Consider the following 18,357-nt stretch of genomic DNA (forward strand, 5'->3'; position numbering starts at 1 on the left):
TCAGCGGTACGCGCCGCGCCGGTGGCAGGCGGCCAGGTGGTCGTCCACCAGGCCGCACGCCTCCATGAGGGCGTAGGCGGTGGTCGGGCCGACGAAGCGGAACCCGTGCTTTTTCAACTCTTTGGCCATGGCCTTGGAGGCGGGCGTGGCGGCGGGCACGTCCTCGGTGGTGACGGGGGCGGGGGCGTCGGGGTCGGCGTAGCGCCACAGGGTGGCGGCGAGGCCGTTGGGCAGATCGAGGGCGGCGCGGGCGTTGGCGATCGTCGCCTCGATCTTGGCGCGGTTGCGGACGATGGCGGCGTCGTCCAGCAGCCGCACCACGTCGCCGTCGCCGAAGGCGGCGACCTTCTCGGGGTCGAACCCGGCGAACGCAGCGCGGAACGCCTCGCGTTTGCGCAGGATCGTCAGCCACGACAGGCCGGACTGGAAGGCTTCCAGGCAGAGTCGCTCGTAGAGGCCGTGATCGTCGCGGACGGGCCGTCCCCACTCCTCGTCGTGGTAGGCGACGTACTCGGGCGTGACGGGCCTCCAGGGGCAGCGCAGCAGGCCGTCGGGGCCCTCGGCGGGACCGCTCACGGCACCGCCAGCGGGGACGGCGCGGTCGCGGCGAGCCGGGCGAGACGGCGCAGCCCCAGCCCCATGAACGCGCGGACGACGGGCCCGGCCACCAGCCAGCCGACCCGGCCGAGCGGCCCGAACGGCAGGTCGACGCGCTCGGCCCACACGATGCGGCTGCCGCCCCCGGGCTCTTCCGTGATCTTGAACCACGCCTCGCCGCGCACGATCTTCCCGGTGTGCCGCACCGCGACCCGGCGGCCCGGCCGCCAGTCGGTGATGACCATGGTGTCGAGGAAGCCCACCGGCCCGATCCCGGTCCACGCCTCCAGCCGCCCGCCGACCTCGTGGCCGCCCTCGGCGCGGGTGAACGGCATCCACTCGGCGTGCCGGGGCCAGTCGGTGAGGACGGCGAACAGCGTGTCGGCGGAGACGTCGGCGCGGCTCTCGGCGTGGACGGCGGCCTGGCTCACGTGATCTCCCTGGGCTCGGGTTCATCGGCGAAGTCGGCGGCGGGCCGCTTGACCAGCACGACGGGCGCGGTCTCGGACATGGGCGCGGGGTCGTCGAACAGGCCGTCCTCGAACTTCTCGTCCTCAGCATGGTCGGCCGACGCTTCGACGGGGGCCGCGACGTCCTCGGGGCCGTAGAGGCCGTCCCACTGCTCGCCCTCGTCCTCCACCTCGCCGAGCCGGTGCCGCAGCTCGACCAGGTGCTGCTCCATGACAGCCATGCGCGCGTCGCGCTCGGCCAGGGCGTAGGCGAGGCGTTGCAGGGCCTCGTCGGTGATGCCGACCTGGTAGCCCCAGAGCCCGCGCGGCAGCCGCAACAGGGCGACCTCCGGGCCGGTGATCGGCCGCCCGGTGGGCAGCGGCAGCGGTGGATGATCGGGATGGGTCTCGGCCAGCTCGCCGCCCCGGCCCATGGCGAGGACGACGACGGCCCCCAGCACGGCCAGGCCGGCCAGGATGAGCACCACGATCACGATCATGCTCCGTTCTGTCTACGGCTCCGCCTCCCGATCGTGCCATGCTCGGGGTCATGCAGGCGCAACAGCACACACCGGTTCCGTTCGGGACGATGCCGGACGGCCCCGTGATCGACGCGGGCGTGATGCCGTCGGCGGCCCGCGTGGCGGCGCTGGTGGCGGCCGGGGAACCGGTGCGGGTGACGTTGCGGGCCGAGTCCGAGGAGGACCCGGGGATGCTGGCGGCGGCGTCGGTCTACGCGTGGCTGGGGGTGCGGCTGTTCCTGACGCCGCCCGCGAGCGTCCCGGCGCTGCGGCAGGTGCTGGACATGGTGTCGGCGATCCAGGGGACGACCCAGCCGGTGTTGTCGCGCCGGGGCCTGGCATAGGAAAAGGCCCGCCGCCTCGAAGGCGACGGGCCCTGCCCCATCCCTACGCGCGCAGGGTGTCCCAGGGGCCGGAGATGGCGAAGGTGACGCCGGGGTCCTGCCGGTTGGCGAACAGGGTGCGCCCGTCCGGGGAGAAGGTGACGCCGGTGAACTCGCTGCCGTTGAAGGCGTTGCGGCCGAACGCGAACGGCTCGCCCTTGCCGGTCGCGCCCACGAGGTACTGCTCGCCGTCGCCGTCCTCGGCGAGGATGACGCCGCCGCCGTAGGGCGAGACGGTGATGTTGTCGGGGCCGTCGAACCGGCCGCCGGGCTTGAAGACGAGCTCCAGCTCGATGGTGTCGGTGATCGGGTCGTACTTCCAGACCTGGCCCGCGTGGTCGGCCGCCGCGCCGTCCTCCTTGCGGGAGTAGCTGGCGACGAAGTAGGCCTTGCCGTGCCCCCACCACGCGCCCTCCAGCTTCTGGCTGCGCGTGATCTTGTCGAACTGCTTGCGCGTCGAGAGGGCGGCGGCGGACGGGTCGGGCACCTTGACCCAGCGGCACCGGAACTTCTCGCCGGGCTCCTGGGCGAGCGAGAGGTCGGGCAGGTCCCGCACATTCAGCGCTTCCAGCCGCCCGCCCTGGAGGTAGGAGTGGTAGTCGCCCCGGTGCGCGCGGGGACGGAAGCGGTAGAAGAGGCCGAAGGGCTTGCTGGCGTCCTCGGTGAGGTAGGCGGTATGGGTGTGCGGGTCGATGGCGACGGCCTCGTGCGCGAAGCGTCCCATACCGGTGATGGGGAGGGGCTTGGTGCGCTGGCCGGTGGGGTCGACCTCGAAGACCCAGCCGTGCGACTTGGTCTGCCCGGCGAAGCCCTCGGTCTCCTCGCAGGTGAGCCAGGTGCCCCAAGGGGTGCGGCCACCGGCGCAGTTGGTGGCCGTGCCCGCGATGCTGATGCGCTGCGCGACGACCTTGTTGTTGCGGTCCAGCTCAACAGTGGTGGTGCCGCCATAAGCAGCGGGGTCGTAGACAAGCTCGGCAGGCGCAACGGGCTTGACCCCACTGGCGGTCTGCTCGTGATTACGCACCAACCGCAGGTTCCCGGCCTTGCTGCCGGGGAAGGTGGCGGTCCCGTCATGCTTGCCGGGGACCTTGACGCCGTCGGCGATGACGTCGCCCTCGGCGGAGAGGGTGGTGTAGGAGAACCCCTGGGGGAGGTCGAGCACACCCTTGGCGTCGGGCACGAGCGGCCCATATCCGAAAGCCTCGGCACTGGCGGCGGTCTGAAAGACGGTCTCAAGGCTGCCTGCGAGCGCGATGGACAGCGCACCGGCCGCGCCGCCCTTCATGACCCCACGACGGGAAACGGACATCAGGGCTCCTTCGCATGACGGAATCACGCGAACCCTCCCGTCCGCCTCTGAACCTCACGTGAACGCCCTTCCAACACCACCCCAACCCTTAGCTCACCCGAGAAACCGAACAAAAGTTCGTGGCAATAAAGACAAAACAGGACACCAAGCAGGAAGAAGGTGGCCAATTTTCCAAAAGATATTCCCTTAACAGAAGTTTTCTTGATAGTCATGGCGATCTGACTACGCACAGCACCAATGCGCCTACGCCCCAGGGAGGCCGCCGTGGAGAAGCCCCGCCTCTGGTGGCAGGCGGTTTACCCCTCCGACTGGACCGTCTTCTCCCTCTCCGACGACCTGGCGCGCGAGCGCAACACCGCCCTGCTGGCCGCACTCGAAGAATTGTCGACCCGAGGCCCCATGGCCGACCTGGACGAGGTCGCGGCCCAGATGCGCAGCGTGGGCTTCCACGATCCGCTTTCCGAGCATGACCTCCGGATCGCGCTCGACCGGTTGGCGACGGCCGGGCTGGCCGAGCCGTTCCGCGACTACACCGCCCCCGTCCGCAACTACCAGGGGCTGATCGTGCGGCAGGAGGCGTGGGCCCTCACCCGCAAGGGGCGCAGCGTCGTCGCGGCCGTGCGGACCGCCGTGCTCGACGCCGGCCGGGCGCTCCAGCTCCCCAGCCGCCTGCTCGTCAGCGTCGCCAACACCGTCACGGCCCTCGTCGAGCACTTCGGGCCGGAGCGCGACCACGGCCTGCTGCCCATGGACCTCAACGACGTCCGCACCCGCATCGACGAGTTGCAGCGCGTGACCGCCGACTTCTACACCGCCCTCGCCCAACTGGTCCAGGCGGACGTCACCGACGACGCCCTGTTCGGCGAGAACCGGGACCGTGTCATCGAAGCCCTGCGCCAGTTCCCCCGCGAGTACGAACGCGGCCTGGCCCAGGTCGAGCAGCGGCTGGCGAACCTGAGCAAGGTGGGCCACCGGCACATCGTCGAGGCCGCCGTCGCGCACGCCGGGCTCATCGACGCCCGCGACCAGCACCACTGGATCGAGGAGCAGGTCCGGCGGTTGTCGGACCTGGAGGCGTGGTTCGTCCCGGACGGCACCGTCCAACAACTGATCACCTCGGCCTCCGGAGCCGTGCACACGCTGCTGGTCGCCATCGACCGCCGCTACTCGGCCCATCGGCGCGGCTCCGACCTGGGGGCCGACTTCCACGCGCTCGCGCGCAGCCTGCACCGGCAGGCCAGCGATGAGGACGCCCGCCGCGTCCATGCCGCCGCCTTCGGTGACTGGCCCGCCTGGCACGCGGTCACCCCGCTCTCCGAGGAGGACGTCGCGCACGGCACCGAGGCCGCCACCAGCCCCAACCCCCGCCGCATCGAAGTCACCCTTCGCGAGCACGAACGGCAGGGGCGCATCAGCGGCCGCCCTCGCAAGGTTCCCGACACCACCGCCGAACGCGACGCGGCGCTGGCGCAGGCCAGAGCCGAGGCCGAACGCAGACGCCGCCTGACCGCACTGCTGGTCACTCCCGGCGAGGTCTCCCTCGACCACTTCAACGGCCTGGACGCCGAGGCCGCCGACGCCCTGTTCCGCGCCGTCGAGACCGCGCTCGCGCAGATCAACTCCACCACCGAGGCCGGCACCGGGCGGGTCGACGGCGCGAACGTCCTGGTCGAGGTCCGCTACGGCGACACGCGCCTGACCCGGGCCGCCCTCGCCGAAGGCGGGCTGACGACCCGCGATCTGCGCATCTGCGTCATGTCCGCCGAATCCGCCCAGAGCCGGAACGCCGTCCGGAGCATCGCATGAGCGACCGTCTCCTCGACCCGGACCTGCGCACCGCCGCACGTGTCCTGAACGCCACGGGCGGCCTCCGCGCCGAGACCGATCCCGAGCAGTACCGGAAGGCGCTCAAAGGACGACAACAGCTCGCCGAGTTCTTCCGCAAGGAGCTGGACTGGACGCTGGAGGTCCTGGAGACCGCCGAGCTGATCCGCCTGCACAAAAGGAGGACCGACGTCCCCGCCGACCGGGGCCCGTGGCTGCAACGCTCCCGCGGCGACGGCCCGCTCGCCTCCAGGGCGGTCCTGGTGTGCGGCGCGCTGGTCTGCGAACAGCTCTGGCGCAGATCCCGGATGAGCCTGCGCGACCTGCTCCAGGCGATCGCCCAGACCTGCGCCGCCGAGGCCGAGGCCGGCACGCTCCCGGAGTTCCCCGTGGTCGTCGCCGAAGGCGTGTCCAAGCAGGAGGCGCGCGGCAACCGGCAGACACTGGTGGACGTCCTGAAACTCCTGGTCGCCGAGGGCACGGTCACCGTGGACGCCGACCTCGACCAGGCGGTGGACGACGAGGACGCCGACCTGGTGGTCGCGGCCTCACGGGAGCGGCTGGCCGCCAAGTTCTCCTCCCTCTCCCCCCTGCTGCTCGATCTGGAGTCGCTGCCCCCCGAACAGCACGCGGCGGCGCTCTCGCAGGGCACGTTGCCCGACCGCGTCGAGCCCGGCACCCCCGCCTCCGCCCCCTCCCTCGAAGACCGGCGCCTGCGCCTGCTGCGCCGGCTCGCCGACGACCCGGCCACCGACCCGACCGACGACGCGACGGAGGGTTCGCCCTACCTCCACACCCTCACCGGACGCGGCGTCGCCCTGGACCTGCTGACCTCCCTCGGTTACACCGCGACGGTCCGCCGGGACTGGTGGGAGGTCACCGACCCGTGCGGGGACGGCACCGTCCTCGAGTTCCCCAACGGGCGACGCACCGAACGCCAAGCAGCCCTGGCGCTCCTCGCCTCGCTCGCCAAGCGGACCGCGCCCATGTCTCCCCTGCGCATCGACGAGGTGGTCGAGATGTTGGAACAGGCGCGTCAGGACCGGCCCCGCTGGGCCGCCGCCTACGCGGAGCGCCTCCCTGCCCTCGCGCGGGCCGCCGCCGCCGAGTTGACCGCCGTCAAGCTGCTGCGCCCCGCGCCCGATGCCGCGGACGTCTGGCTCCCGACGCCCGGCATCCACCTGTGGCAGGTCAAGGTCCGTTCCGGTGCCCCTGGCAAGAGCACTCCGGCCCAGGCGGCCCGCACCACCCAGGACGCCCTGCCGCTCACCGACGAAGGATGAAGGAGCGTTCCGTGGCGAAGGACGAGGAACCGTTCCGATCGGTGGAGACGGCCGCGTTCGGCGAGCCGGGCGCCACAGGGCGCTGGCAGCCCACTCGCGCCGGTGCGGTCAACACCTGGGCGTGGGCCTACGAACCGCTGTGGTTCGCCGACGGCTGGCTCGCCCTGGCCGGCCCCAACGGCTCGGGCAAGTCCCTCACCGCCTCGATGCTGATCACCGTGCTGCTGGACGCCGAGACCTCGCAGAAGGCGCTGTCGGTGTCGGGCAAGGCGAGCGGCACGCTGCTCAGCAGGCACACCGACCGCAAGGAGCAGGAGGACCGGACCGGCGCATGGTGGCTGGAGTACGGGCGGCGGGACGAGGAGACCGGGGCCACGGTCTACCTGACGACGGGCATGTGGCTGCGCGCGGTCGGAGGCAGGCTGCACCGCGCCTTCTTCATCGTGCCCGCCCGGGTCGGACACGACCTGGTGCTGCGGCGTGCGCAGGAATCGGTGCGCATCGACGACCTCGCTGCGCAACTGGCCGCCTGCGACGGCGAACTGTTCACCTCCTCCGCCAAGCTCCATGCGCCGGCCGCCGCCGAACTCGCGTCCGTCGGCGACGAGCCGGAGTTCCGCCACGCCGTCCGGACCAGGCTGTTCGCGCCCCTCAACGAGATCCAGTTCGACGCGCTGATCGGGGTGCTGCGCAGTCTGCGCAGTGTCCGCACCGCCGAGGCGATCTCCCCCGACCGGATGCAGCAGGTCCTCACCGACGCGCTGCCCGCGTTGGAGCCCGACCGGCTCAAACTCGTCGCCGACACGATGGAGCGGATCTCCGAGCTGGAGCGGCAGCTCACCCTTTCCCGCGAGGAAGCCGATTCCCTCACCAAAACAGAACGCAACTACCGCAGCTACCGCAACGCGATCACCCAACTCCAGGCCGCCGAGCTGGCCACCGCCAACAACGCCTGTGACGACCTGACCCGGGACGCGCGCCAGGCGACCGAGGCGCTGGCCGCCGCGCAGCAGACGGCCGACCAGGTCGACGAACGGTTGCGGCGGACGCGCGCCGAAGCCGACCGCCTCGAAGGCGAGTTCTCCGCCGCCGACCGTGCTCTCAACGAGCACGCCGGAGCCGAACTCCCCCTGCGCGAGCAACGCGCCACCGAGCTGGACGACGCCGCCAAAGCCGCCGAGCAGCGAGCGGAGCAGGCGGTCCGGGCCGCCGCCGACACCGAGCAGCAGGCGGCCGATGCCGCGACCGACGCCCAGCAGACCCAGACCCATCTGGAGGATTTCGCCGACAACCTCCACAAGCAGTCCGGGCGCCTGGGAGCCGAGTCCGCCGTCGACCGGCTGCTCGCCGCCTTCCGCAACCTCATCGCCGCCGAGCCGCACGCTGTGCCGGCCGATCTCGATCTGAAGACGTTGTCCGGCACGCCGTTGGCGTGGACCGAGACCCGCACCGAGCAGGTCCGCCGCGTCCAGAAGACCCTGCTCCGGCACAGCGAAGCCCAGACGACCGAACGCATGCTCGCCGCGGCCCGCCGCAAGGCCGACGACGACGAGTCCCAGGCCCGCGACGACGCCGAGGCCGCCGCCCGGTCCGCCCAGCAGGCCGAAACGGCCTTCCTCGACGCCCTCACCGCCTGGGCCGCTTCACTGCGCCAGCTCCAGGCCCCTCCACCCGAGTTCGCCGCTCCCGAGGGCGACGACCGCTACCCCACCGACCGCTTGCGGATGTGGCTGAGCAACGAGGTCACGGCGGCCCGCGACCGCATCGACCTGACCGGTCACCAACAGCGCGCGGCGACCGACGACGCCCGCGCCCGCGAGGCCGAACGGAACGCCGCCAACGCCCGTACCGCCCATCACGGCACCCTCGCCCGGGTCGAGACCACGAACCGTGAACTGCACACCGTCCAGACCGCAACCGCCGCCGAAGCAGAAGCCGACGCGACGACGCTCGTCCAGGCCCGTTCCGACCACACCCAAGAAATCTCCGCGGCGCAGAACGCCGTCTCCGCTGCCAGGCGTCAGAGGACCGACGCCGAGGCCGAAGCGATCCAGGCCGCCCACGACTGGCTCACCGAAACCCACCGCTGGCGAGCCTCCCTGAGCTTCCTGGACCCGAACGCCATCCCGCTCCCCACCCCAGCCGACCTCAACGAACTCGACCCGGCCCCCATCCGGATCGCGGCCCACGCGGCTCACAACTCTGCCGCCGAAACCCTCCACCACCGCGTCGCGGCCGCACGCAACGCCGTCACACAGATCACCGAACGCAGGAATGCCCTCCGCGCCGACCTGGCACAGGCACGCCAGGCCGCGCCCGTCCCCGGCGCCCCGGCATGGCGCACCCGCAACACCGGCGACGGCACACCCCTGTGGGCTCTGGTCGGCTTCGCCGAACATCTCTCCCCCGAGGACGCCGACCGGATCGAAGGCGCGCTGCTGGTGTCCGGTCTCCTTGACGCCCTGGTCACCCCGCACGGCCTGCCCACCCGGGGCGATCTCGTCCTCAACGCCGACCTGCCCGTCCCCGGCCAGACGCTCGCCGACCTGCTCCGCCCCGAGCACCACCCGGACGTCCCCGCCGAGCGGATCATGCAGCTGCTCCGTGCGGTCCCCGTCGATCAGCCGGGAGCCAGGCTCGCCGACGGCGTCCTGAACCAGGGCGTGCTCACCGCCGCCTGTCCTGACGGTTACCGCGCATCGTTCATCGGCCGCACGGCCCGCGAACGCGCCCGGCAGCAGCGCGTCGCCCTCCTGGAAGCCGAACTCACCGCACTCGAAGACGACCTGTCGGCCGCCGAAGCCGACCTCCGCCGGTATGAGACCGACGTCATCGCCGCCACCGCCGAACACGACGCGCTTCCGCCGACCGACACCCTCACTTCGGCCCGGCAACGTCTGGCGGAGTCGGACCGGAACCTCGCCGCCACCGAGCAGCAAGGCGGACAACGCACCGCCCGAGCCGAAGCCCGTCTCCAAAAGGTCATCGCTGACCTCAACCAACGGGTCTCCGAGCGCTCCGCGCGGCTGGCCCACGTCCGGCAGAAGCTCGATCACGCCGAGCAGACAGCTGAAGCAGCCGCCTCCGCCGCCGCCCAAGCCGAGGAACACGCCTACGAGCAACGCCAGACCGCCGAGGCCAGCGAGACCGCCCGTCAGGAAGCCGCCACTGCTCAGCAGGAGGCGGACACCGAGCACACGCTCTTCCCCCGCACCGCGCTCGATGCCCTGAACACCGCTCACCAGGCCGGAGACCGCGCCGAAGAGGCCCTCGCCCGCGCCCGCAGCGCCGCCATCGACGCCGCCGGGCACTACGAGAAGGCCGCCGAAGAGGTCAGGAAGACCCTGCGCGTCCTCAACCAGGCGGCGGCCCTCCCCGACGGCTCGCTGCTGCCGACCTCCCGTGACGCGCTCGACGACCACACTCTCGCGATCGCCTCCCTCGAACGGCTGGTCCTGGACGCGACATCGGCGGCCCGCCGCTGCGTCGACCTCATGCAGCATGCCCATCGGGCCCACCAGGCCGCCGCCACCGCCCGGACCGGCGCCGTCCGCGTCGCCGAGCAGGCGGCCGAAGCCCGCGGCGTCGCGACGACCGCGCTGGCCGAGGTCCGCAAGCTCCGCGAGCTGCACGGAGCACGCTACGAGGAGCTGCGGCAGACCCGGGTTCAGCTGTTCGAGCAGCTCAAACAGGCCAAGGGCCAGATCGTGACCCTGGGGAACGAGCGCCATGCCGCCGCCATCGAGCAGAACACCGCCAAGCTCACCCTCGACAACATCAAGCCCAAACGCGAAGCGGCCGAGCAGCACCGCGACCGCTGTCTGCGCACCCTGGGCCGCCTGGTGGACGAGGGCCTGGCGAAGGTGCCCGACGACATCGCCACCGCCCCCTCCGGCCGCCCCGCCCACCTGACCGCGGGCCTGACGTGGGCGCGGCAGTTGCTGGCCGACCGTCCTGGCCACGCCGAACGCCGCACGCAACTCGCGACGTTCCGCGACCGCGCTCTCTCCACCCTGGAGAACAGCGCCCGCCAGACCAGCTCCGACCTGGCCCGCTTCAACCGCCAGGTCATCCTCGTCACGGTCGAGGAGACCGGCTGGCGACGCGCCCTGGTCGCCGAACCCGACGCCGCGCGCGGTGAGGACCTGATCGTGGCGCTGGAGTCCCTGAACGCGGGCATCGCCCAGCTGGAGAACGATCTGCGCGACGATGTGAAGCACGCGATGCGCACCGGCATGTTCACCCGGCTCCGCAAGGACATCCTGGTCCGCCGGGACGCCGCCCTCGAACTGGTCGGGCAGATCCGGGCGACGCTGAAGGACGTGCGCACCGGCGTCGCACAGGTCGGCATCCAGGTCGACTGGAGGATCAGGCAGCAGGACGAGCACGCCGTCCAGATGATGGACCTCATCACCCGGGCCGCGTCGGAGGAGACCTTCGAGCGGATGTACGACGTCCTGCGCAAGCGCATGGACCAGAAGGCCGGGGAGCCGTGGGTCGAGCGTGTCGCCTACGCCTTCGACTACCGACAGTGGCACGAGTGGAAGATCTCGGTGACCCACTCCTCCTTCGGCGACTCCGCGTCCGCCTCCGCCGCGTTCAAGGAGATCACCACCCGCTCCAACCCGCTGGAGTCGTTGTCCACCGGCGAGCGCAGGCTCGCCACCATGCTGCCGCTGTTGGCCGCCGCCTGGTCGATGTACTCCGGTGCAGGCTACCGGGGTCCCCGGCTGCTGACGATCGACGAGATCGACGCCGCCTTCGACGAGCCGAACCTGCGGCAGGTCCTCGCCCTGCTGCGCTCCTGGGACTTCGACGTGCTGGCGACCACCCCGTCCATCACGCCCATGATCAAGAAGGAGGCGGGCCGCGCGATGGTGCACCAGGTCGTCGCCGACGGGCGCAAGCGCATCACCGTCCCCTGGCTGTGGGAGGGCCACGGCGAGCCTCAGCCGCTCACCATCGACCTGGAGTCCGTGTCATGACCGGCGGCCTGGTCTCGCTCGCGGACGACCCGGACTTCGCGCCGTTCTGGCGAGCCCTGCACGACAGACTTTGCGAGAAGGGCTCTCCAGAAGGAATCGCCACGTTGAAGGTGGAGGGCCTGTCGTTGTACGCCCTCGCCGAGATCAGGACGTTGCTGGGCGCCACTCCTCGGCGCCGTTCACCGGTCGGCGTCTCCGGAACGACGACCACGATCCCGCTCCGTGCGCTGCTCAAGGCGACCGGCACCTCCCCGCAAGACCTCGTCGCCTTGGCCGAGCAGGTCGTCGGTAAGAACGTGGAGAGCCGTCTCGCAGTCCGACAGGCCGAGGCCGGACGTCGTCGTACTCTCTGGGAGCACGCAACCGTCCTGCTCGCCCGCTTCCCCCGCCTGGTCGACCGACTGAAAGCCAGCGGGATCGGAGCCAACGAGCCCGAGGCCCGCCGCCTCGTCAACGCGCTGGCCCAAGCGACCGGCGGTCTCCCCTACGACCCTCCGGTCAGCCTGCCGAAGCTCGCCCACGACTGCGCGGGCGACCCGCACTACTTCGATCCGGGCACCCTCAACAGGGCACGGCTCATCGACGCGGTCGCCGAGTTCACCGACCGCGCCGATCCCACGCGTCCCCACCAGGTCCACGTCCTGCTGGCGGAGGTCGGTATCATCACCGACCGTCTCTCGGCCACCGTCCTGCTGCACCGCGTCAAGACCACCGGAGACGGCGTCATCGACCGGCGGCTCCAAGATTCGGTCACCCCGGTCGCACTCACCCTGCTGGACCTGACGCGCAACCCGCCGACCCTGGCCCCGCAGACCGTGACGGTCGTGGAGAACCCCTCCCTGTTGGAAGCGGCCATGGCCCGCGGCTCCGACGTGGCGCTCGTCTGCACCAGCGGACAACTCGGCGCGGTCGACCACGTGTTCCTCCAACTGGCACGCGACCAGGGCGTCACCATCCGTTATGCGGGCGACCTCGACCACCACGGCTTCCAGATCGCGGCCACCGTCGCCGACCAGTACGGCGCGGAACTCATCGCGATGGACGCCGCGACCGTAGCCGAAGCGGCGGCCGCTTCCCCGGCGGCCTCCGCGGTGTCGCTCCTCCCGCAGTTCGATCCCATGCTCAAGCACACGCTCGGCCTCGCCGAGCACGCGGTCTTCCAGGAGAACGACGCGGTGATCCGCCGTGTCCTGGCCGTTGGTGAGCCCCATGAGACCTGAGCGGCATCCGGCCCGTCCGCCGGTACGCACCTATGACATCTTTCCATCAGCAGCCGGTCCCGCGGCCGGTGCGAATCACGGCGAAGTGCGGGGTTGAGCGGGATGCGCGAGGGGCGCTGGACGACGGTCACCGAGTCCGAGTTCGACCACGAACGCCGCGGCCTGGAGGCCATCCGCGACCGCCTGCCCGACGGCGGCCCCTGGTACGCCTGGTCCAACTTCACCTTCACCGCCTCCACCGGACACGTCCGGGAGGTGGACCTGCTGGTGATCACCCCCGGCGGCGTCCACATGATCGAGCTGAAGGACTGGCACGGTCGCCTGGCCGCCGAGAGCGGCACCTGGGTGCAGACCACGCCAGGCGGCCGCCGCATCTCCCACGGCAACCCCCTGCACCTGGTCACCAAGAAGGCCAGGGAACTCGCCGGCCTGCTCGGTCAGCACGGCCAGCGCGTCTGGGTCGGGGCCGGGGTCTGCTTCACCGCCTCCGGCCTGAGAATCCAACTGCCCGCCAACGACCAGAACGGTGTCCACTCGACCGCCGAACTCCTCCAGATGTTGCAGCACCCGCCCCACGACGCGCGCCGTCGCATCGACGGCCCCCGTGCCAAGGCGATCAAGGCGGCGCTGGAACAGGTCGGCATCCGGCGCAGCGACGCCGAGTTCAAGGTCGGCCCCTACCTGCTGGAGCGCCGCTCGTTTGAGACCGGCCCGACCTGGGCCGACTACCTGGCCAAACACAGCACGCTGCACGAGATGGCACGCGTCCGCATCTATCTGCGCGAGCGCCGCTCCGACGCGACCATCCGCCGGTCGGTGGACAACGCCGCCCGCCGCGAGGCCGCCGTCCTGCAACGTTTCCGCCACCCCGGCGCCGTCCAGCTCAAGCAGTACGATCCGTCCGGCCATTCCGCCGGGCCCGCCCTGATCTTCGACTACCACCCCGACACTCTCCGGTTGGACGAGTACCTGGTCCGCTACGGCGACAAGCTCGGCATCCTCGGCCGGATGGCCCTGGTCCGCCAACTCGCCGAGACGATCCGGTCCGCCCACTCCAGCCGTATCCACCACCGCGCGCTCGCCGCGAACACGGTGCACGTGATCCCGCGCGCCCGCCGCAAAGGTGACCCCTCCGCCGACGAGGACACCCGCTGGTTGTCCCCGTCGCTCCAGATCTCCGACTGGCAGATCGCAACCCAGCGGTCCGGATCCGCGGGCTCCACCCGCTTCGCCCCGACCAAGCTGTCGGCGATCCACCTGTCCGAGGGCTCCGACGCCTACCTGGCCCCGGAGCTGACCGCCGTCAAGCCCGACCCGGTCTCCCTGGACGTCTACGGCCTCGGCGTCCTGACGTACCTGCTGGCCACGGGCCGACCGCCCGCCGCGTCCCAGGCCGAGGTGCTGGCCCAGTTGGAGGCGGGCGACGGCCTACGTCCCAGTGCGATCGTCGACGGGCTCTCGCCGGACATCGACGAACTCGTCCAGGCCGCCACGGCCTACGCCCCGGACCGCCGCCTGTCGACGGTGGACGAGTTCCTGGAGATGCTGGAGTCGGTCGAGGACACGCTGACCACCCCGTCGAGCGTCCCCGACCCCGCTCCGACCTCCACCCCGGAGAAGGACCCGCTGGAGGCCGTCCCCGGTGATGTGCTGGCGGGACGCTGGGAGGTACGACGGCGGCTCGGCACCGGCTCGACCAGCCGCGCCCTGCTGGTCCGCGACCTGGCGGCCACCGAGCAGCTCCCTGGCGGCCGCTCCCTGGCCGTCCTGAAGATCGCGCTGTCGGACGCCCGCGCCTCGATCCTGATCCGCGAGGCCGAGATCATGCGGCGGCTGCGCGCCCACCACGGCACGATCCGCCTGGTCGAACCCGAGCCACTGCTCATCGGCGGCCGCACTGCCCTGGCGCTGGAGTACGTCGGCGACGAACGCGTCACCGACGACCAGCCGGGGAAGGGCACCCGGCACCGGCACGAGACCGTCGCGCGCCAATTGCGCGAACAGGGCCGTCTCCAGATAGACCAGCTCGAAGCCTACGGCGAGTATCTCTTTTCGGCGGTTGATTTTTGCGAAGGGGAAGGCGTCTGGCATCGTGACATCAAGCCCGACAACATCGCCATTCGAATTCGCCCCAACCGCACGCGTGAACTCGTCCTAATCGACTTTTCGCTGGCGGGTTATCCGGTGCGGCAGATCGATGCCGGAACGGATGGGTATCTTGATCCATTCATCAGCGATGTGCTGCGTTCGGTGTACGACGCGCACGCCGAACGGTACGCCGTCGCCGTCACCCTCCACGAGATGGCCTCGGGCGAGCTGCCCAAGTGGGGCGACGGCAAGGTCTCCCCCCGCCAGCTCGATGCCGACGCGTGGCCCTACCCCACCATTGCCGCCGACGCGTTCGACCCGGCGATCCGCGACGCCCTGGTCGCGTTCTTCCGTAAGGCCCTGCACCGGGACGCCGCCCAGCGGTTTCCCGATCTCAAGCCCATGCGGGACGCCTGGCGCAAAATCTTCCTCCAACTCGCCGAGACCGTCCCCTCCAATGGCCACAGCAGCCACCATCCCGTCCCCGCAGCGGGCATCGCCGACGCCGAGCCGGAGAGCGCTCAGCAGCAGCGCGACAAACTCGCCGCCCAGGCCGCTCGTGAAACGCATCTGTCGGCCGCCGGCCTGACTCCGGCTGCCGAGTCGTTCCTCTACGGCCTGAGCGTCACCACGGTCGGCGAGCTGCTGGAATACAGCCGGCGCAACCTCGTCAACGCCCCCGGCCTGGGCGCCAAGACCCGCACCGAGATCCAGCGCCGCCAGCGCGAATGGGCCGAGCGCCTCGGCCGAGCGCCACGGTCGCCGCTCACGCCTGAGGGCCGTAAGGACGCCGCCCAGGAAATGAAGGGCCTCAGCGACAAAGAATCGGCCTTCTTCGACTCGCTGGGGACGAGCGAACATGCCGACACTCTGTCGACGCACACCCTGCGCAATGTCAGCCTCGACGCGCTCGCCACCCTGTTCGTGCCGAAACTGAAGACCGACGGCTCGAACCGCAATGAGGTCGAGGCCATGCGGCTGCTGCTGCGGCTGCCCGACGAGAGCGGCGCACTACCCGACATCCCCCTATGGCCGACGCAGGCGAAGGTGGCCGAACCCTTGGGCATCACTCGGGGGCGGGTCCCGCAGATTCTGGGCGATCAGCGCAAACGTTGGCGCAAGCTGCCCGCCGTCAAGGAGCTGCGTGAGGAGATCCTGGAGCTGCTGGCCGATCTGGGGCGGATCGCTTCCGCCGTCGAGATCGCCGAAACGCTCGCCGTCCGACGCGGCACCCAGCTCCACGACCCCGTGGCGCGCCGTGCGCTCGGTTTGGCCGCCGTGCGCGCCGTTGTCGAGGTGGAACAGTCCGACCCGGAGAACAGCCGCTTCAGCTACCTCGCCAACCGCGACGGCAAGGGCAACGCCGCCAACGGCGGTCTGCTGGCCTTGGAAGTCGGCGAGGACGACGCTCCCGACACCCCTTCGGCTCCCGGCCTGCTCGACTACGCCCAGCGCCTGGGGAAGGTCGCCGACCGCCTCGCCCGCCTCGAAGCGCTCCCCACCGCCTCGACCGTGCTCGGCGAACTCAGCGCGATCACTCCGCCGCCCGGCACGATCGACTGGGACGAACGCCGCACGGTCGCGATCGCCGTCGCAGCCGCCAAGAACGCCGCCGCCACCCCCCGCTTGGAGATCTACCCCCGCACCCTGCCGCTGGTGCGAGCGCTGCGTCTGACACAGGCGGGCCTGATACGCGTACTGCCCGGCGTCCTGGAGGAGAACCAGCCCGGTCTGACCGCCGAGGACATCCATGACCGGGTGCTGGCCCGCTTCCCCCGTTTCAACGACGACGGCAGACGACTGCCCACCGGCGGTCCGCTGACCAAGGCGCTGCGGCAGGCGGGCTTCGACCTGATCCTGGCCAAACGCAAGGACACCGGAACCTACCGCTACCGGCCTACCAGGTTGGACAACGTCTCCAGCTACATGACCTCCACGGCCGACCGGCACTCCACCCGCCGGGGTGGCGCGGCCCGCTACTCCCAAGACCCGGAGCTGGCCGCCGCCTCCGAGGCCGAGGAACGTCTGGAGGCCTCGCTCCGCCGCGACGGCTTCCGGGTTCTGACGGTCCGGGCAGGCCTGAGTGAGAACGCGGTCGCCGAACTGACCAGCACCCGCTTCAATGCCCAGGCGCTGTCGGTGACGCAGTTGTTCTTGGAGACGATGCACGGCCTGGTCCCGCCGAGCGGCAAGCCGACCTGGGAAACGATCCTGCGTGCGGACGTCGCCGAACCCGGCAGCCGCGCGGCGGCGAAGTTCAGTGAATACGCGCGAACGGCGTGGGGTCGCATGGAGCCGGTGGTGCGCGAGCGGTTGACGTCAGGCAGCGGGCCGCTGCTGCTGACCGACACGACGGTCTTCGCGCGCTACCAGGCCATGGGGATGCTGACCTCGCTGGCCGCGACAGCCCGCCTGGGCGGAGGGGGACTGTGGGTGCTGTGCCCGCAGAACGACCCGTTCCGGGAGCCGCGCTTGGCGACAGTGGCGGTGCCTTACCAGGAGGCGTTGGGCGAGTGGATTCAGCTCCCCGACTCCTGGATCAGGAACGTGCACCGGGCGGGCTGACCTGGTTTCGCTGGTCGAGTGAAACTCCCTGAGAAATCGAAACGAGCCCCGGTCCGATCCGGACCGGAGGCTCGTTCGGTGCTTGGGGTCAGGTTAAGTCGAACTCGCCGCGTTTCACACGCTGAGCAAACGCGCTCCAGTCGGTAGGGGCGAGCAGCAGGTGAGGAGCCGCGAGGTTCTTGGAGTCCCGCAAGCCGATGTTTCCTGCGAGATCCGCAACTTCGACGCAGTCGCTCTGGCCAGACGTGCTGCTGCTACGGCTGGACTTACGCCAGACGGGAGCCACTGAACCCCTCCATGCTTGCATGATCACGTCGATCGAGGCATCGACGGGTAGGGCCTGATCGCTGATGCGGTCGAACCACAACCGGAACGAACGGACCTCTGTCATATCCATGACCAGTCTTCCACCTCCGTGGGCTTCGACCTAAGCCACCTCGTTACGCCCGACGTTCATGATCTTGAAGGAGCCGTCCCGGCCGACATGTTGTGCGCCCGCGCTCCGGGGGACGATCCGGAACGTGATGTTCGGTCGTTTCGCCCATTTTAAGATCGCCGCGAGCTGCTCGTACATGACTTCGGGGCCACCGACCGGCTGCTCGATGATGCCCTGATCGAGGATGACGCGGGTGAGTGGGCCGTTCTTGCGGTTCAGCATCTCCTGACGCGGCATCCGCTGGGCGAGGTGGTTGTCGATGTCCTGCAAGCCCGCCCCTTCGAACGAGGCCCGCGCGTACGCCTCGGCCTGGAACAGGCCGGGGATCCAGGCCAACTGCCAGATCCTCAACTCCGACGCACGCACCTCCATTTCCAGGTGCGCCTTGAACCACTCGGCATTATGCCCGGTTATGGCGAATCCGACCAGGGATGTGAACAGGCCGCCGGTCCGCCATTCCTCGTCGAGGATCTTCGCGTGCTTGAGTTGCAACTTCATCCCACCGGACTCAAGGCGCGAAACACTCGACCTATCAAGATCGAGGGTTCTACCCAACACCGTTCCGGAGATCTTGTGCTCCTCTTGGTGTCTGCGCAGTTGAACGGCCATGAGATCCCAGAGCGAACCGGCCGGATCGAGCGAGTCTCGGGCGCTCACCATCCACTCCTCTTTGTTGCGCTTCAAGGGAGAACGTAGC

At 70.5% G+C, this 18,357-nt stretch carries 12 protein-coding genes; 6 read left to right on the forward strand and 6 right to left on the reverse strand.

Features of this window, described 5'->3' with window-relative positions; all coding sequences use genetic code 11:
• Genes AH6_RS21970 through AH6_RS21980 form a run of 3 tightly spaced genes read right to left on the reverse strand, consistent with a single transcriptional unit; the run spans window position 1 to window position 1,546 of the window.
• Window positions 1-576: a DNA-3-methyladenine glycosylase I gene (locus AH6_RS21970; protein WP_067482791.1), complete on the reverse strand. Its 576-nt coding sequence runs from the start codon at window positions 574-576 to the stop codon at window positions 1-3.
• Window positions 573-1,028: an SRPBCC family protein gene (locus tag AH6_RS21975; RefSeq protein ID WP_067482793.1), complete on the reverse strand. Its 456-nt coding sequence runs from the start codon at window positions 1,026-1,028 to the stop codon at window positions 573-575. Before AH6_RS21975 ends, AH6_RS21970 begins: the two co-directional genes overlap by 4 nt.
• Window positions 1,025-1,546, reverse strand: coding sequence for a hypothetical protein (locus AH6_RS21980; RefSeq protein ID WP_067482795.1), 522 nt, complete (start codon window positions 1,544-1,546; stop codon window positions 1,025-1,027). The genes AH6_RS21975 and AH6_RS21980 overlap by 4 nt, the downstream gene beginning before the upstream one ends.
• 50 nt (window positions 1,547-1,596) lie before the next feature.
• Here AH6_RS21980 and AH6_RS21985 point away from each other — a divergent pair, with 50 nt between their 5' ends.
• Window positions 1,597-1,911: a hypothetical protein gene (locus AH6_RS21985; RefSeq protein ID WP_245679413.1), complete on the forward strand. Its 315-nt coding sequence runs from the start codon at window positions 1,597-1,599 to the stop codon at window positions 1,909-1,911.
• Window positions 1,912-1,954: 43 nt separating this feature from the next.
• On the opposite strand, the gene AH6_RS21990 is transcribed toward AH6_RS21985, so the two are convergent.
• Entirely contained in the window at window positions 1,955-3,259 is a 1,305-nt protein-coding gene (locus AH6_RS21990; protein WP_067482797.1) for an alkaline phosphatase PhoX, read from the reverse strand.
• Between the two features lie 264 nt (window positions 3,260-3,523).
• On the opposite strand from AH6_RS21990, the gene AH6_RS21995 reads away from it, so the two are divergent.
• The 5 genes from AH6_RS21995 (at window position 3,524) to pglW (ending at window position 17,224) form a co-directional block, all read left to right on the forward strand.
• The gene (locus tag AH6_RS21995) at window positions 3,524-5,065 is read left to right on the forward strand and encodes a DUF2397 family protein (protein ID WP_218005902.1); all 1,542 of its coding nucleotides are present in this window, start codon (window positions 3,524-3,526) and stop codon (window positions 5,063-5,065) included.
• Window positions 5,062-6,366: a DUF2398 family protein gene (locus AH6_RS22000; protein ID WP_067482801.1), complete on the forward strand. Its 1,305-nt coding sequence runs from the start codon at window positions 5,062-5,064 to the stop codon at window positions 6,364-6,366. The genes AH6_RS21995 and AH6_RS22000 overlap by 4 nt, the downstream gene beginning before the upstream one ends.
• Before the next feature lie 11 nt (window positions 6,367-6,377).
• Window positions 6,378-11,351, forward strand: coding sequence for an SbcC/MukB-like Walker B domain-containing protein (locus AH6_RS22005; protein ID WP_157431623.1), 4,974 nt, complete (start codon window positions 6,378-6,380; stop codon window positions 11,349-11,351).
• Window positions 11,348-12,571, forward strand: coding sequence for a DUF2399 domain-containing protein (locus AH6_RS22010; protein WP_067482805.1), 1,224 nt, complete (start codon window positions 11,348-11,350; stop codon window positions 12,569-12,571). Before AH6_RS22005 ends, AH6_RS22010 begins: the two co-directional genes overlap by 4 nt.
• Before the next feature lie 102 nt (window positions 12,572-12,673).
• The gene (gene pglW / locus AH6_RS22015; RefSeq protein ID WP_067482807.1) at window positions 12,674-17,224 is read left to right on the forward strand and encodes a BREX system serine/threonine kinase PglW; all 4,551 of its coding nucleotides are present in this window, start codon (window positions 12,674-12,676) and stop codon (window positions 17,222-17,224) included.
• An 88-nt stretch (window positions 17,225-17,312) separates the two neighbouring features.
• Here pglW and AH6_RS22020 read toward each other — a convergent pair whose 3' ends face one another.
• Together AH6_RS22020 and AH6_RS22025 are read right to left on the reverse strand one after the other, a co-directional pair.
• Window positions 17,313-17,621, reverse strand: coding sequence for a DUF397 domain-containing protein (locus AH6_RS22020; RefSeq protein ID WP_307190394.1), 309 nt, complete (start codon window positions 17,619-17,621; stop codon window positions 17,313-17,315).
• Between the two features lie 30 nt (window positions 17,622-17,651).
• Window positions 17,652-18,344, reverse strand: coding sequence for a DUF5753 domain-containing protein (locus AH6_RS22025; RefSeq protein WP_157431624.1), 693 nt, complete (start codon window positions 18,342-18,344; stop codon window positions 17,652-17,654).
• Window positions 18,345-18,357 lie beyond the last annotated feature (13 nt).

It is taken from the genome of Actinomadura hibisca NBRC 15177, assembly GCF_001552635.1.
Taxonomy (GTDB): domain Bacteria; phylum Actinomycetota; class Actinomycetes; order Streptosporangiales; family Streptosporangiaceae; genus Spirillospora; species Spirillospora hibisca.